Origin of the sequence: Flavobacterium subsaxonicum WB 4.1-42 = DSM 21790, assembly GCF_000422725.1 — a bacterium.
Taxonomy (GTDB): domain Bacteria; phylum Bacteroidota; class Bacteroidia; order Flavobacteriales; family Flavobacteriaceae; genus Flavobacterium; species Flavobacterium subsaxonicum.
In genome coordinates, this window is the sequence record NZ_KE383913.1 from 38,375 (window position 1) to 53,144 (window position 14,770).

Sequence of the window (14,770 nt, forward strand, 5' to 3'; positions counted from 1 at the left end):
GCAAGGTCTCGAAGACCTTGTAGGTTTAAAAATTCAACATACCCCACGCCAAATCCTTTAATTAACACCTACAAGGTTCTAAAAACCTTGCAGGAGGCACTGCGATTGTGAGCCCCGACGGGCGGCCTTTAACAATACCTAACTTACCGGCAGCCCGCGTGAGGGATTGAAGCGGATAGCCCACAGCAGGCGCTGAGGCACGAAGCCGCCTGCGAGGACTATGAGCGTAAAGCCCGACCCGAAGGGACACGCCCAAATACTACTTATGCAGAATTATTAAAAATAACGTTATAATATTATTTTAGGCAAGGTTATAGAGGCCTTAAATAAACACTTCTGATTAATTTTGTAAGTACCAACATAAAATCTGCCACACCGTAAGGCTTTTGCCTAAAACCTGGGAGTACCTATTTATTATGAGAAAGATATTTTTGCTTGCCAGTTTTACATCGCTGGCTATAATTGCGCTGCTCACCTACATAAACTTAAAATCGATACTGCTGCTGCTTATATTTTTACCCCTTATTGTAATGGGGCTGTATGATATGTACCAGTCTAAAAAAACCATTCGGCGTAACTTTCCGCTATTGGGCAGGCTGCGTTATTTGCTGGAGTCTATAGGCCCGGAAATTCGCCAGTACTTTGTGGAGACCGATTTAGATGGCAAGCCTTTTAACCGCCTGCAGCGCAGCCTGGTGTACCAGCGCAGTAAAAAAGAAACCGACACTATGCCTTTTGGTACGCAGTTAGACGTGTATAACGAGGGTTACGAATGGATAAACCACAGTATACGTGCCATTGCATTTGCCGATATAGATATGGACCCGCGGGTTAAAATAGGCTCATCGCAATGCGAACAGCCTTACATGGCCAGCCTTTTTAATATTAGCGCCATGAGCTATGGGTCGCTTAGCAAGAACGCCATACTGGCGTTAAATTCCGGAGCGCAACAGGGTAATTTTTACCACAACACGGGCGAAGGTGGCCTATCGCCTTACCACCTTATGGGCGGCGATGTGGTGTGGAATATTGGTACCGGCTATTTTAGCTGCCGCGACCAGGACGGCCATTTTAGTTATGAAGAATATGCTAAACGTGCCGTACTGGATAAGGTAAAGATGATTGAGATAAAATTCTCGCAGGGTGCCAAACCGGGCCACGGCGGTATTTTGCCTAAAGAAAAAGTAACCGACGAAATTGCCAACATACGTTTGGTGGGCAGGGGCCATGATATTGTGAGTCCGCCCTACCATTCGGCATTCACCACGCCTTTAGAGCTAATGGATTTTGTTAAGCTGCTGCGCAAGGGCAGTGGCGGCAAGCCCGTTGGCATGAAAATTTGTATTGGCAACAAGCACGAGTTTATTGCCATTTGCAAGGCTATGATACAAACCAATACCTACCTTGATTTTATTACGGTAGATGGCGGCGAGGGCGGCACGGGTGCCGCCCCGCAGGAATACAGCGACCACGTGGGCATGCCACTACGCGATGCGGTTGCCTTTGTGTACGACTGCCTTGTGGGTTATGGCATTAAAGACCAGATTAAAATTATTTGCAGTGGTAAGATAGTTACCGGTTTTGATATTATTAAGTCGCTTTCTATTGGTGCCGATGTGTGCAACTCTGCCCGTGGAATGATGTTTGCGCTGGGCTGCATTCAGGCTTTAGAATGCCACAACAACACCTGCCCTACCGGCGTGGCCACGCAGGACCCGAGCCTTACCAAAGGTTTGGTGCCCGAAGAAAAAAGCGTGCGGGTGTACCGCTTTCAGCACGAAACGGTTAAGAGTGCCATGGATTTGATGGCTTCGGCCGGCATACGCCATCCTGATGATGTAGACCGAAGTGTGGTGAGTATGCGTGTAGACCGTACGAGCATTAAAACTTACGGGCAAACCTATCCTGAACCAATACCGGGTTGCATGCTGGAAGGGCACTCTGTACCTACCGATATGTTTTACTTTTGGAAGAAAGCGAGCGCTGAGAAGTTTTAATTGCTGTTTGAGCTATACCACAGAGATACTCAGAGGGAGCGCAGACCTGCCTGCCGGCAGACAGGGGTTCGCAAAGAAAGAAATAAGCTGGAGTTAGCACCTGCGGTGTGAGGACACAAAGAACAAAGCAGTGCAAAAGCCAATACAATATATAACAAAAAACCCGAAGCAGTTGCTTCGGGTTTTTTAATTAGCCTTGTTTTTCTTCAAGGTATTCTTTTAGTTTCTTTTTGTTGTCGGCTCTTGTAGCGGCAAAAGCTTTGTACTGGTCGGCGGTAAGAACGCTTTTTAGTTTTGCTTCGCGGTCTTCGTCTATGGTTTTAAGTTTTTTGGCAGCCTCTACTTTGTTTACGCTTTTTGCCTTGCTTTCTTTAACCTTAACCAGGTAGGCTTTGTTTATTTCTAAAACCTTGGCATACTGGCTGTCGTTTAGGGTAAGCTGTGTTTTCATGCCATCGGTTACTTTTTTGGCGCCTTCGGCAACCCTGTCCTGTGCCATAGCCGATGTTGTAAACAACACTAACAGTGCCACTGCACTTAGTACTGCCCTTGAAGCAGCTTTAAAATTCCTGATCATATTTGTTTTATTTATAGGTTGATATGCTATTTTTGGGCAACGGTTGCGTACCCAAATTTAATTGTCCGAATATACTCAAATTGATTAGCTATACAAAAAAATTATTACGGGTTAAGGGGATATTTTTTAAGAGTGAAGGAGAACACAGTACTTGCATTATATGGCAAGCCAATTTATATGTATCGATTTTGCTAATACAAAGCGTATTCAATATTTGAATATCTAATTATCCATTTTTCCTGATAATAAAATATATAAGCAATCCTATAACCTTTTTGAAGAACAAAATCACAACAACTTTCATTTTGCTTTGATTTGATTTTTATAATTGGCATAGTATCCAGATTTGAATAATCGTAATTAAAGTATGCTGATAAATCATTTGTTTTTTGCACTATATTTTCTTTCGAAAAAAAAAGTTTATCATTCACAAAGACTTCAATATTATCATTAATAAATTCACTCAGAAAAATAAATGTAATATCGTTATGTTTCGATTTTTTATAATAACCTTGTTTTTTGTCGGTTTCATGTTGAACCTCCAAACTTGTACCACAGGTTAAACTATAAATAAAATTAGTTTTTGCAGAATTACACCCGGCCAAACATAGAGCTATTAAAAGCATATATAGTGTAGCATTACCCCTCATATAATTTACTGTATAGACATTTAAATATCCGTGCTATTGTAATAAACTATTTAAGGCCCCTAATATAGCTGATAAAAAAACCTATTGCCATAAGCAAACAGCCAATAAAATAAACCCTAAATTGTATTCTTCTGATACTTCTAAAAGATTTTGAAGTAGATGTATCCGATAGCTCGTTTTTCGACGCATCCTTCATCATCCAATAACAAACAAAAGCTACAAATAAAAATAGAACACAAAAAATCAAATTATTAAAATTCATAAGCCATTTTATTTGAATATATTCTAAAGTTTTAATGCGAAGGCACTACCAGGTAGTGGATGTTTATTTACCGCTTTTTAACCGACTTAGATAATAAATAGTCTCTTTGTCTCTTGGTTTGATTTCCAAATATTTAAAATCTCCTTTAGTGTACAATTTAAAGCTGTACTCTGTAGCTGTATCTAAAAACCCTTCCCGATCTGTCGGGGTATTAAACGTAAATTGCAGTTTTTCGGGATCAATTTTCCATTTAAAATTGCTTAGAATATTATCCCCCATTAATAATTTACCTCCTCCATTGTCGTTAAAAACTACTGTTTTACAAACATTTGCTACAATAAATGTATCTTCGTCAACTTGTGTTTTACACATTCCCCAACTACCATAAATTTGTTCTGTCTTCTGTTTTATATGTAGCTTTTCTGCAATTGTAAACCAAAGGTTTCCCGCTATTACAATTTGATTATCGGAATAAAATAACAGTTTATTTTTATTGGTTACTATCATGGGGTTATGCCTTTCTGCGGAAGATCTGACATCAAATACATCAACTTTTAGCCACTTGTTTTTATCCGGTTCTAAAATAGAAACCTGCAAATTAGCTACATCAAGACCGCCTATTTTTTTTGCGGCCTCATTGGTTATAGTCAACACACTGTACAACGTATCAATCTCTATTACATCTTTGGCAAACAGGATAACGTGTTTATTGCCTGATACAAATTTTAAAAATTTCTTTTCTTCAGAAGAATTTAAAATGCTCAGTAAGGCAAATGTAAGTGCAATTAAGACTTTTATATTTTTCATATTTTCCTATTATTAATCCATACCAATTAGCGAGGGCATGGATTACAAATCTGCACTATTTTGGTTATCATTGTTCAGAATTTATTCCTTCTCCTCATTGTGCATAAAATTATATTCACTTATCCGTAAAGAATCTATGTACTTTTGCAATTCTTCACTTTCATAAAAATCTATTGCCCGTGCTAAATCCAGCGAACCATCCGGGTGGTCTGGTGGCATCGCAATTGGAATATACACTTCTTTATCCAGCCAGTTTTTTAGCAATTTACTTCTATTTTTATCTTCATAGAACCACCGTATATTAAAAGTTGAATGAAAATAATACGTGAGATCTTTAACAGTATCCATTTCAAGGTGCATTCTTTTATAGTTGGCTTCTCTTGACCTATTGTAAACTTCGCTAAACAAACATTTCTTATAATTGAGTAATTCTTTTTCTATTTGAATTGAATCTTCGATACTTAATGCATATTTTTCGATTAAACTATTACTTTCACTTTTACTGCACGCTTGTAGTATTAGGAAAAGGAGTATGCTCACGATTATTAAATATCTTTTCATAATTGCCTGTTGTTACTAACTCATTTAATACTTAAGTGCAGCTATTTACCCCCGCAATATACCAATTTACCCCAAATAAAAAGCCTCTGCTTTTCAGCAGAAGTATGCTTACTTTTTTACTGATATTAATTAATTGAACTAAATATTATCTGATAGGGATTTTTAGACTGATTTACAAAAGTAAATGATTGACATTAATACACATGCGATAATAGCCAGCCAATGCTTAAATAAATTTACTTTATGAACAGATGTTAGCGTTTTTGATTCTATATTTTTTGCGACCGACTTTTTTAAAAAATACAAAAGGCAAGCTCCCGCCAGTAATAGAAGCGCCAAAATTAAATCCTTATTCATACCTTTTATTAAACTTTACAATATCTCCCGCAATATACCAATTTACCCCAAATAAAAAGCCTCTGCTTTTCAGCAGAGGCTTAAGTATATCAAAAGTGTAAAAAGACTATTCTTCTACACGTTCTTTCATTTTAAAACCTTCCATAAACTTTGTGGTGTAGTTACCGGCAACATAATCCGGCTCGTCCATCAGCTGCCTGTGGAAAGGTATAGTGGTTTTAATACCCTCTATTATAAACTCGTCTAAGGCGCGCTTCATTTTGCTTATGGCCTCTTCCCTGGTTTGGGCGGTGGTAATAAGCTTGGCTATCATAGAGTCGTAATTTGGCGGTATGGTGTAGCCGCTGTAAACGTGGGTATCTAACCTTACACCGTGGCCACCCGGCATGTGCAGGGTAGTAATTTTGCCCGGCGACGGACGAAAATCGTTATACGGGTCTTCGGCATTAATACGGCACTCTATAGAGTGCATTTGCGGCAGGTAGTTTTTGCCACTAATAGGCACACCGGCTGCAACAAGTATTTGCTCGCGTATAAGGTCGTAATCTATAACCTGCTCGGTTATAGGGTGCTCTACCTGTATACGGGTATTCATTTCCATAAAGTAGAAATTTCTGTGCTTGTCTACCAAAAATTCTACCGTACCGGCACCTTCGTAAGCAATGTACTCTGCGGCTTTAACAGCAGCAGCGCCCATTTTATCGCGAAGCTCGTCTGTCATAAACGGCGATGGTGTTTCTTCGGTAAGTTTTTGGTGGCGGCGCTGTACAGAGCAGTCCCTTTCAGAAAGGTGGCAGGCTTTACCAAACGAGTCGCCCACTACCTGAATTTCTATGTGGCGTGGCTCCTCTATCAGTTTTTCCATGTACATACCGTCGTTTCCAAAAGAGGCAGCAGCTTCCTGCCTGGCGCTTTCCCAGGCTTTTAGCAACTCTTCTTCTTTCCACACGGCGCGCATACCTTTACCCCCGCCGCCGGCCGTAGCCTTAAGCATTACAGGGTAGCCAAACTCTTTTGCAAGTTTTACGGTTTGCTCGTACGATTCTAATAAACCGTCAGACCCGGGTACGCACGGTACACCGGCTGCCTTCATGGTTGCTTTGGCCGTAGCCTTGTCGCCCATTTTGTCTATCATCTCTGGCGAAGCGCCTATAAATTTAATACCGTGCTCCTGGCAAATACGCGAAAAACGTGCGTTTTCGCTCAAAAAACCGTAGCCCGGGTGTATGGCATCGGCATTTGTAATCTCGGCAGCTGCAATTATATTCGATATTTTCAGGTAAGAAAGGTTGCTTGGCGGCGGGCCTATACATACGGCTTCGTCGGCAAACTTTACGTGCAGGCTTTCGGCATCGGCAGTAGAGTATACTGCAACGGTTTTAATACCCATTTCCCTGCAGGTTCTTATTACACGAAGTGCAATTTCTCCCCTGTTGGCAATTAATATTTTTTTAAACATCTTTTTTAGAAATTTTAAATTTTAAATTGATAGATTTTAAATTATTTCAAATGGTGAAAATTCATCATTTAAAATTCATCATTTAAAATTTCATTATGATGGATCTACAAGAAATAACGGCTGGTCGTACTCTACCGGAGACGAATCGTCTACCAGTACTTTTACAATTTTGCCCGATACTTCGCTTTCAATTTCGTTAAACAGCTTCATGGCCTCGATAACACAAACAACATCTCCTTTAGATATAGTGCTGCCAACCTCTACAAATGTAGGTTTGTCTGGAGACGGTTTCCTGTAAAGGGTACCAATAATTGGCGACTTAATTACAAGAAATTTAGACGTATCATCTGCAGCAGGGGCTGCCGGTGCGGCAGGTGTTGCAGGAGCCGTTGGCTGTGCCGCTACAGGTGCAGCAGGCTGGCTTACCGGCACGTGCTGTATGTACGATGTAGCTTCGGCGCCAGGCTCGTTAGTTGTTTTTATGGTGATCTTAATATCATCCATCTCTAATTTAACTTCTGTAGCCCCGGATTTAGCCACAAACTTGATTAGGTTTTGAATTTCTCTGATATCCATACTTTTCCGTTTTGTTTAGTGTTTTGTTTTATTTTTTGTCGTAGGCCCATTTAAGGTAAATTGAGCCCCAGGTAAACCCTCCGCCAAAAGAAGCAAAGATAAGGTTATCTCCTTTTTTGAATAAATGTTCGAAATCGCTTAACAGCAACGGCAAAGTTGCCGATGTGGTGTTGCCGTATTTTTCTATGTTTACAAGAACCTTAGACTCATCTACGCCCATACGCGATGATGTGGCATCTATAATGCGCTTGTTGGCCTGGTGGGCTACCAAAAAGTTAACATCGTTGTGGGTTAGGTTGTTGCGCTGCATTATTTTTTCGCTTACATCGGCCATGTTAGACACGGCGTATTTAAACACGGTTTTACCGTCCTGAAACACAAAGTGCTGCTTATTATCTACCGTATCGTGGCTTGGCGGCATTAAAGAGCCACCGGCCTCTATTTTAAGAAATTCGCGGCCAACGCCATCGCTCCTTAAAATTTCGTCCTGCAGGCCAAGGCCCTCTGTATTGGGCTCAAACAGTACGGCACCGGCGCCATCGCCAAAAATAATGCACGTAGCCCTGTCTGTATAATCTATTATAGACGACATTTTATCTGCCCCTATAAGCAGTACCTTTTTATAACGGCCACTTTCTATATAGGCCGCAGCAGTGCTCATGCCATATAAAAAACTGGAGCAGGCTGCCTGAAGATCGTAAGCAAAAGCATTAACGGCCCCAAGTTGTGTAGCCACGTATACTGCTGTTGCGGCAACGGGCATATCTGGCGTTGCTGTGGCAACAAGCACCATGTCTATATCTTGTGGGTTAGTGCCCGATTTTTTTAATAAATCAAGGGCGGCTTGTATAGCTAAAAAGGAAGTTCCTTTATCTTTATCTTTAAGAATGCGCCTTTCCTTAATGCCGGTACGGGAGGTAATCCACTCATCGTTGGTATCTACCATTGTTTCCAGTAGCTTATTGGTAAGCACAAATTCCGGAACGTAGGCCCCTACGGCGGTAATGGCGGCAGTTATTTTACTCATACACTTATAATAATCATTCTGATTGGGCGTTTAAAGAAGCCCAAAAAGTGGTGGAAATTACAAAAATTTTATAATATGGCAGGCAATATGCCTACCTAATTTAAAAAAAATGGTATTTAACAAAAAAACTCCCACCAAGTGAGAGTTTTACCCTTTACTTTTAAAGCAATTAAGCTACAGCTTCTGCTTTATCGATAACTACCTGGCCTCTGTAGTACATTTTGCCTTCATGCCAGTAAGCTCTGTGGTATAAATGCGCTTCGCCTGTTACAGGGCATGTAGCGATTTGAGGAACAGATGCTTTATAATGTGTCCTTCTCTTATCTCTTCTTGTTTTCGAGGTCTTTCTCTTAGGATGTGCCATTTTACTCTAATTATTATCCGTTAATAGTTTCTTTAAACCGTCCCATCTCGGGTCGGTACTTTTTGCTTCTTCTTCTTTATGTTGTGCCTGCTCTTCTTTGGGCGCAAGCTCTTCCAGCTTATTTAATATTGCGGCGTCTAACGTGCCGTCTTTAATTCCAGGATGTACCCGCTTGGTTGGAACCGACAGTATTATCATTTCATAAATATACTGTGCCACATTTACCTGGTATTCGCCATGTGGCAGCACCAGCATCTCGTCGTTCTCATCGTTATATTCGTCGCCAAACTTAACAATCAGCCCCAGCTTGCCTTTTATAGGAAGATCAAAATCTTCGTTACTAAGGTCGCAGGGCACGTTAACGGTGCCTTTATGCTTAAAGCTAAGCTCCAGCATAGTGCTCTTTTTTTCCAAGACAAGATTTACTTTTACATTGACGTTGTTATACTCGTCAAAGCCAAAGTCATCAAAGAACTTTTTATCAATATCAAACTCAAACTGGTGTTTTCCCTGCTTTAATCCCACAAACGGAATTAAAAAATCCTTGTTCACTTTCATGTTTCCGGCCAGTTATTACTGTTTTGGTTAAACAAATGCGGGTTTAAAATACCGCAACTCATTTCATTCCAACAGTTTTGAGCGTGCAAAGATATAAAATTATTGCAAATCCAATACTGTTATGAATATTTTTTTGATTCTTCCTGTTTTTCCCTTATTTTCAGGGGGTTGCCTGTAAGCACATCATACTCTGCGCGGTTTTGGTAAATATCCAGCGCCAAGTACACGGCTTCTTTAAACGAATTATAGTCGGCCTCGCCCTTTCCGGCTATCTCATAAGCCGTTCCATGATCTGGCGATGTGCGAATGCCTTCCAGCCCTGCCGTATAGTTTACACCATTGCCAAAAGACAGGGTTTTAAACGGTATAAGGCCCTGGTCGTGGTAGGCTGCAATAACGGCATCGTACTTTTCGTACTGGCCGCTGCCAAAAAAACTATCGGCACTAAAGGGGCCAAAAACCCTTACACCCTCTTCAAACAGCTTTTTAAGGGCGGGCTTAACAATAGTATCGTCTTCTTTGCCAATAACGCCATTATCGCCACTGTGCGGGTTTACACCTAACACAGCAATTTTAGGGCCATTTATCTTGAAATCTTTTTTAAGCGATGTATTAATGGTAAGTATCTTTTTACGGATAAGCGCCTCGTTTAAATGCGCCGATACCTCGTTTACCGGTATATGGTCTGTAAGCAATCCTACCCTAAGGTTATCCTGCACCATAAACATAAGAGCATCGCCCTGTAGCTCCTGGTCTAAATAATCGGTATGGCCCGGAAATTTAAAGTCGTCGCTCTGTATGTTGTATTTATTAATAGGCGCCGTAACCAGCACATCTATCTGTTTGTCTTTTAAGGCCGCTACGGCTTCGGTAAAAGATTTTATAGCATACTTGCCTACCTCGGGGTCGTTCTTGCCAAAATCTATGTTTACACCCTCGCGCCACACGTTTAGCACGTTTATTTTGCCGGGCACCAACTGGTCCAGCCTGTCGATACCATGCAGCACGCAACCCAGGTTAAAGGTTTTTTTTATAAAAGAGAGCACCTTAACGCTGGCAAAGATAACCGGGGTACACATCTCGAGCATACGGGCATCTTCAAAAGTTTTAAGTAAAACCTCTGTACCAATACCATTTAGGTCGCCCACCGATATACCTACTATTACATTTTCTCCGTTTTTTGCCATGATGCTGTTTATTGCTTAATTTTACACCACAAATTTAGTAAAATTAATCAGCATGTTTACAGGAATTATTGAAACCGCCGCAACCATTACCCATATAGAAAAAGAAAACGACAATATACACTACACCCTTACCTGCCCCATTGTGGCCGAACTTAAGATAGACCAGAGCTTAAGCCACGATGGTGTTTGCCTTACAGTAGTGGCATTACAGCCCGACAGCTACACCGTAACCGCCATAAAAGAGACGCTGGAAAAAACCAATTTAAAGGAGTGGACCGTAGGCACAAAAGTAAATTTAGAGCGCGCCATGAAGCTGGGCGACCGCCTGGACGGCCATATTGTACAGGGCCACGTAGACCAGACCGGCGTTTGCACGGCAGTAGAAGAAGCCGGCGGCAGCTGGTATTTTACCTTTACGTACGATGCCGGCCCAAGCAACATTACTATAGAAAAAGGCTCTATTACCGTTAACGGCGTTAGCCTTACCGTGGTAAACAGCAAGGCTAACGAGTTTAGCGTGGCTATTATACCGTACACCTACGAGCATACCAACTTTAACACCTTTAAAGTGGGCACTACCATTAATTTAGAGTTTGATGTAGTGGGCAAATATGTGGCAAGGCTGCATGCGCTGAGGAGCTAATTTTCAGAAAAACATTTATAAGAGAGCCTCACAATTGTGGGGTTTTAATTTTTTAAAGTGCCCCCAACATCGTTAAATAAAGCACAAACTGTATTAAAAAACAGCCGGTATTTAAGATGTTTTAGTGGGAGTTATCTTATTCGGAGCTTTTAATATACTGACAGTCAGTATAAACATTAGCACCACACCCCCTTTCCTAATATTAATCTGTTAAGAGTTAGCCGTTTGTAATTGAGTAATTTTAGGTACAATCAAATACCTAAACTACTACTTATGACTAAGATTAAAACCGTTGGATATGCCGCATCCGGCGCACTTATTGGCGGAAAAACACTGGAACCTTACCAGTTTGAACGCAACGAACCCAAACCTAACGAGGTACTTATAGATGTTTTATACTGCGGGGTTTGCCATTCTGACATTCACCAGGTTAATAACGACTGGAAAAATACTATTTACCCCTGCGTACCCGGCCACGAAGTAGTGGGCAAGGTTATTGCCACAGGCAGCGCGGTTACCAAATTTAGCACCGGCGATATTGTGGGTGTGGGCTGTATGATAGACTCGTGCCAGCATTGCGAGCCCTGCCAGGAAAACGAAGAGCAGTTTTGCGAAGGCCCCCACGGCCAGACCATGACCTACAACGGCTACTGGAAACCGGACCCTGAGTTTAATACCTTTGGTGGCTACTCTAACACGCTTGTGGCTAACGAAAAGTTTGTAATGAACATACCCAACAGTTTAGAGCTATCGGCCGTGGCGCCTATTTTGTGCGCAGGCGTTACTACATATTCGCCACTAAAGCGTTGGGGCGTTACCGCAGGCGATAATGTTGCCGTTGTGGGCATTGGTGGCCTGGGCCACATGGGCGTTAAAATTGCCAGGGCTATGGGCGCTACCGTTACTGCCATTACTACTAAAGACAGTAAAGGCCCGGCGGCTCTTTCTATTGGCGCCGACGAGATTTTAAACTCGACCGACGAGGTGGCTATAGAAGCCCATGCCAATAAATTTGACTACATACTGGTTACCATACCCGAAGCGTTTGATGTTAACGATTACATTCCGCTTATTAAACGCCGTGGTGCCTTGGTTACGGTAGGATTGTTGGGCCCGTACGACGCACCTACCAACAACATGGATGTTGCCAAGTTTTGCGTTACCGTGGGCGGATCGATGATTGGCGGTACCGCCGAAACCCAGGAGGTGCTTGATTTTTGTGCCGAACACAACATTTTACCCGATGTGGAACTTATTGATATTAAAGACATTAATGATGCCTTCGATAAAATTAAAGACGAAGAGGTGCGCTTTAGGTATGTTATTGATATGGCTACCCTTAAAAACGAGCCCGAATTAACGGAGTAGTTTCTACCGGCGTTTTGATATTAGAAAGCCCTGCGATTTAATCGTGGGGCTTTTTTTGGGGTGAAAGTACTATAGAAAATGACATTACATTATTTAAATGACAATCTTTACCCATTTTTCCTAACAGTAATCCAAGTCGGGTCGAAACCTATTTTATCTAAAATAAAATCCTTCTCAACTATCTCTGGCTTCCTAAGATTTATAATTAGAAAATTTTCAGGAATTGCCTCAAAAACAGTAAATTGCTGCCCACCTGATTGCCATGTAAATTTTTGCTTATCATCTTTTTTTTGATATCCGTATAAATTCTTACCCTTCCATTTCCAGTAATACAATTCAGGATCATATCTTATCGTATCAAATTCAAAAATCACACTTTCAAGTAGATCGTAAGAGCGAATTAGTATAATAGTACGTAAGTGCTTATAATACTTTCTAATACTCGACACTCTTTCATTCCATATACTTAAAACTAACAACCCATGTTCATCAGGTAATTCTCCAGGCTGAACATTGTAATCAAATGAATTAATGAGATCATTTCTTCCTGAAATCAGTCTAATTTCTTTTTTCTTCGATGGATTATTAAACTTAACAGACTTAGCACCCCAAGCTGTGTTCCCTAAAACAATATCATCAAGACCTACATTTGAAGGTTTCCAATCAGCATCTATTGATTTTGCAAAAATCTGCTCCCATTCTTTCCCCTCTATATCAGCCGCACCGCGCGTGGCAAGTATATAAATTAATTGCTCTCCAACTTTAAAAGGAAATTGTTTAGGAAAATTATTTAATGCAAAGGGCGGAACAGACTTATTAACTGTTCTTAATTTTGGCTCTCTATTGTTTTCCATATTCGACATCCTGATAATCACTCAAAATTAAAGTTCTATCCATTGTGGTAGCAACATATGGAAGTAATTTTAAAATAACTGCTTTTACTAAATTTACAGGAACAGCATTTCCCGCCTGTTTCCTTGCCTGACTATCATTAACAACAATCTTATATTTATCAGGAAATCCTTGTAAACGAAACATTTCTCTTGGAGTTAACCTTCGCTCGCCATTAACCAAAAGGTAATTATATGACGCCCCCGCTCTAAGCGCACAAGAATAAGGATATGAACATATATTGCCTGATTTATTTTCGTGCCATATTGAGAGTTGATAAGCAGACTTATGCTTGTCTTTTCTTTTTTGAGTAATATATTCAGACGCGAAGTGTTTTGCATCAACCTTTTTTTCAAGTATTTCAGTTAACGGCTTAAAAGGCCTTATAGGCGATGGAAAACTAAACAAAATAGGCTCTTTATGACCAACTATTATAACACGTTCACGTTTTTGAGGCAATCCATAATCAAGAGCATTAAGAACAGTAAATTTAACATGATAGTTTAAATCTTTTTCAAGTGTTTCTATAATTTTCTTTAATGTTCTACCACCATCATGCCCTACTAATTGTTTAACGTTTTCAAGAACAAAAGCCTTAGGTTGTTTGTGCTTAATTATTCTTGCAATATCAAAAAACAAAGTCCCCCTTATATCATTAAAACCCTGACGTTGCCCAATTATACTGAATGGTTGACAAGGGAAACCAGCAAATAATATATCATGATCAGGAATATCTTTTTCATCAATTTTTGTTATATCACCAGACGGTCTATGACCAAAATTAGCTTCATAACTGTCTTGACAAAATTTATCAATATCAGAAGAAAAAACACACTCGGGAATTAAATCATTTTCTATGCACGCTTCATCCATTGCCGTTCTGAACCCTCCTATACCACAGAATAAATCGATAAATTTAAGTTTTTCCATCTTAATAAGAATTTAATTTACAAAACATCAAATGTAACAAATTTCAACATCTTTTCATCACAATATTCAGCTCTTGAAGACATATTAACGAATCAATTCCGTCCATCAACATAACGCTTTTTAATTATTTGAAACATAATTAATGAAATAATTACTCTACAGCCAATGCAAATTTATCAATATGATAAAATAGCTTCAGTAACGGCATTAAAAAACTGCACCAAGCACATCATCTTAGATGCAATTAATGCAGTTAGCACCATTATCCGGACAACATTTTCAGGGGTATTTTTTTAAGCTGATACCGTCTCAAAAGTTTGGCTATACAAAATACAGCATAACAGCTATTAATAGACAAACTTAATCCACTTAAACGAACAACATTTAATTTACTACCAATATTCGTTTTAGTATAGACCAATTAAAATTATTTATCGACTATTAAAGTTGCCGCATCAATAACCAACATGTAAATCATCAAAAATTTTAAGCCGCGAAAACCTCAACATTACTTTTACGCAAAAAGTAGCGAATCTCGAAGTCCAAAAGTGAAATA

15 protein-coding genes are annotated in these 14,770 nt (G+C 40.1%); 3 read left to right on the top strand and 12 right to left on the bottom strand.

Annotated features, from left to right (window positions below):
- The first annotated feature begins 416 nt into the window (after nucleotides 1-416).
- On the top strand, nucleotides 417-1,997 hold the full coding sequence (locus tag G509_RS0120985) for an FMN-binding glutamate synthase family protein (RefSeq protein ID WP_026993352.1): 1,581 nt from the start codon (nucleotides 417-419) through the stop codon (nucleotides 1,995-1,997).
- Nucleotides 1,998-2,187: 190 nt separating this feature from the next.
- Here G509_RS0120985 and G509_RS0120990 read toward each other — a convergent pair whose 3' ends face one another.
- The 10 genes from G509_RS0120990 to pdxA all read right to left on the bottom strand — a co-directional run bounded on the left by G509_RS0120990 (nucleotide 2,188) and on the right by pdxA (nucleotide 10,382).
- Nucleotides 2,188-2,574 (bottom strand): hypothetical protein, encoded by a 387-nt coding sequence (locus G509_RS0120990; RefSeq protein ID WP_026993353.1) that lies wholly within the window; start codon nucleotides 2,572-2,574, stop codon nucleotides 2,188-2,190.
- Between the two features lie 191 nt (nucleotides 2,575-2,765).
- Nucleotides 2,766-3,200 carry a hypothetical protein gene (locus G509_RS0120995; protein ID WP_131450778.1) on the bottom strand — a complete coding sequence of 145 codons (435 nt, stop codon included), beginning with the start codon at nucleotides 3,198-3,200 and terminating at the stop codon, nucleotides 2,766-2,768.
- A gap of 349 nt (nucleotides 3,201-3,549) precedes the next feature.
- Nucleotides 3,550-4,293 (bottom strand): hypothetical protein, encoded by a 744-nt coding sequence (locus G509_RS0121005; RefSeq protein ID WP_026993355.1) that lies wholly within the window; start codon nucleotides 4,291-4,293, stop codon nucleotides 3,550-3,552.
- Nucleotides 4,294-4,374: 81 nt separating this feature from the next.
- The gene (locus tag G509_RS0121010) at nucleotides 4,375-4,854 is read right to left on the bottom strand and encodes a hypothetical protein (protein WP_026993356.1); all 480 of its coding nucleotides are present in this window, start codon (nucleotides 4,852-4,854) and stop codon (nucleotides 4,375-4,377) included.
- Nucleotides 4,855-5,317: 463 nt separating this feature from the next.
- Nucleotides 5,318-6,670, bottom strand: coding sequence for an acetyl-CoA carboxylase biotin carboxylase subunit (gene accC / locus G509_RS0121015; RefSeq protein ID WP_026993357.1), 1,353 nt, complete (start codon nucleotides 6,668-6,670; stop codon nucleotides 5,318-5,320).
- Between the two features lie 93 nt (nucleotides 6,671-6,763).
- Nucleotides 6,764-7,246, bottom strand: coding sequence for an acetyl-CoA carboxylase biotin carboxyl carrier protein (accB, locus tag G509_RS0121020; protein WP_026993358.1), 483 nt, complete (start codon nucleotides 7,244-7,246; stop codon nucleotides 6,764-6,766).
- A 28-nt stretch (nucleotides 7,247-7,274) separates the two neighbouring features.
- On the bottom strand, nucleotides 7,275-8,273 hold the full coding sequence (locus tag G509_RS0121025) for a beta-ketoacyl-ACP synthase III (protein ID WP_026993359.1): 999 nt from the start codon (nucleotides 8,271-8,273) through the stop codon (nucleotides 7,275-7,277).
- Nucleotides 8,274-8,442: 169 nt separating this feature from the next.
- The gene (gene rpmF, locus G509_RS0121030; protein ID WP_026993360.1) at nucleotides 8,443-8,637 is read right to left on the bottom strand and encodes a 50S ribosomal protein L32; all 195 of its coding nucleotides are present in this window, start codon (nucleotides 8,635-8,637) and stop codon (nucleotides 8,443-8,445) included.
- 6 nt (nucleotides 8,638-8,643) lie between these two features.
- Complete coding sequence (locus G509_RS0121035; protein ID WP_026993361.1) at nucleotides 8,644-9,195, bottom strand: YceD family protein; 552 nt, start codon at nucleotides 9,193-9,195, stop codon at nucleotides 8,644-8,646.
- A gap of 119 nt (nucleotides 9,196-9,314) precedes the next feature.
- A complete protein-coding gene (pdxA, locus tag G509_RS0121040; protein ID WP_026993362.1) occupies nucleotides 9,315-10,382 on the bottom strand; it encodes a 4-hydroxythreonine-4-phosphate dehydrogenase PdxA in 1,068 nt (355 codons plus the stop codon).
- Between the two features lie 52 nt (nucleotides 10,383-10,434).
- On the opposite strand from pdxA, the gene G509_RS0121045 reads away from it, so the two are divergent.
- Both G509_RS0121045 and G509_RS0121050 read left to right on the top strand, forming a co-directional pair.
- Nucleotides 10,435-11,025 (top strand): riboflavin synthase, encoded by a 591-nt coding sequence (locus G509_RS0121045; protein ID WP_026993363.1) that lies wholly within the window; start codon nucleotides 10,435-10,437, stop codon nucleotides 11,023-11,025.
- Nucleotides 11,026-11,298: 273 nt separating this feature from the next.
- Nucleotides 11,299-12,393 (top strand): NAD(P)-dependent alcohol dehydrogenase, encoded by a 1,095-nt coding sequence (locus G509_RS0121050; RefSeq protein ID WP_026993364.1) that lies wholly within the window; start codon nucleotides 11,299-11,301, stop codon nucleotides 12,391-12,393.
- 107 nt (nucleotides 12,394-12,500) lie between these two features.
- Here the strand turns inward: G509_RS0121050 and G509_RS0121055 are convergent, their stop codons facing one another.
- Together G509_RS0121055 and G509_RS0121060 are read right to left on the bottom strand one after the other, a co-directional pair.
- Entirely contained in the window at nucleotides 12,501-13,247 is a 747-nt protein-coding gene (locus G509_RS0121055; RefSeq protein WP_026993365.1) for a hypothetical protein, read from the bottom strand.
- On the bottom strand, nucleotides 13,234-14,214 hold the full coding sequence (locus tag G509_RS0121060) for a DNA cytosine methyltransferase (RefSeq protein ID WP_035739431.1): 981 nt from the start codon (nucleotides 14,212-14,214) through the stop codon (nucleotides 13,234-13,236). Before G509_RS0121060 ends, G509_RS0121055 begins: the two co-directional genes overlap by 14 nt.
- Between the last annotated feature and the right edge of the window lie 556 nt (nucleotides 14,215-14,770).

Excerpts from the sequence above, each read along its gene's own strand:
- G509_RS0120985 (WP_026993352.1), top strand. The coding sequence starts at position 417 with ATGAGAAAGATATTTTTGCTTGCCAGTTTTACATCGCTGGCTATAATT.
- G509_RS0120990 (WP_026993353.1), bottom strand. The coding sequence starts at position 2,574 with ATGATCAGGAATTTTAAAGCTGCTTCAAGGGCAGTACTAAGTGCAGTG.
- G509_RS0120995 (WP_131450778.1), bottom strand. The coding sequence starts at position 3,200 with ATGCTTTTAATAGCTCTATGTTTGGCCGGGTGTAATTCTGCAAAAACT.
- G509_RS0121005 (WP_026993355.1), bottom strand. The coding sequence starts at position 4,293 with ATGAAAAATATAAAAGTCTTAATTGCACTTACATTTGCCTTACTGAGC.
- G509_RS0121010 (WP_026993356.1), bottom strand. The coding sequence starts at position 4,854 with ATGAAAAGATATTTAATAATCGTGAGCATACTCCTTTTCCTAATACTA.
- accC (WP_026993357.1), bottom strand. The coding sequence starts at position 6,670 with ATGTTTAAAAAAATATTAATTGCCAACAGGGGAGAAATTGCACTTCGT.
- accB (WP_026993358.1), bottom strand. The coding sequence starts at position 7,246 with ATGGATATCAGAGAAATTCAAAACCTAATCAAGTTTGTGGCTAAATCC.
- G509_RS0121025 (WP_026993359.1), bottom strand. The coding sequence starts at position 8,273 with ATGAGTAAAATAACTGCCGCCATTACCGCCGTAGGGGCCTACGTTCCG.
- rpmF (WP_026993360.1), bottom strand. The coding sequence starts at position 8,637 with ATGGCACATCCTAAGAGAAAGACCTCGAAAACAAGAAGAGATAAGAGA.
- G509_RS0121035 (WP_026993361.1), bottom strand. The coding sequence starts at position 9,195 with ATGAAAGTGAACAAGGATTTTTTAATTCCGTTTGTGGGATTAAAGCAG.
- pdxA (WP_026993362.1), bottom strand. The coding sequence starts at position 10,382 with ATGGCAAAAAACGGAGAAAATGTAATAGTAGGTATATCGGTGGGCGAC.
- G509_RS0121045 (WP_026993363.1), top strand. The coding sequence starts at position 10,435 with ATGTTTACAGGAATTATTGAAACCGCCGCAACCATTACCCATATAGAA.
- G509_RS0121050 (WP_026993364.1), top strand. The coding sequence starts at position 11,299 with ATGACTAAGATTAAAACCGTTGGATATGCCGCATCCGGCGCACTTATT.
- G509_RS0121055 (WP_026993365.1), bottom strand. The coding sequence starts at position 13,247 with ATGGAAAACAATAGAGAGCCAAAATTAAGAACAGTTAATAAGTCTGTT.
- G509_RS0121060 (WP_035739431.1), bottom strand. The coding sequence starts at position 14,214 with ATGGAAAAACTTAAATTTATCGATTTATTCTGTGGTATAGGAGGGTTC.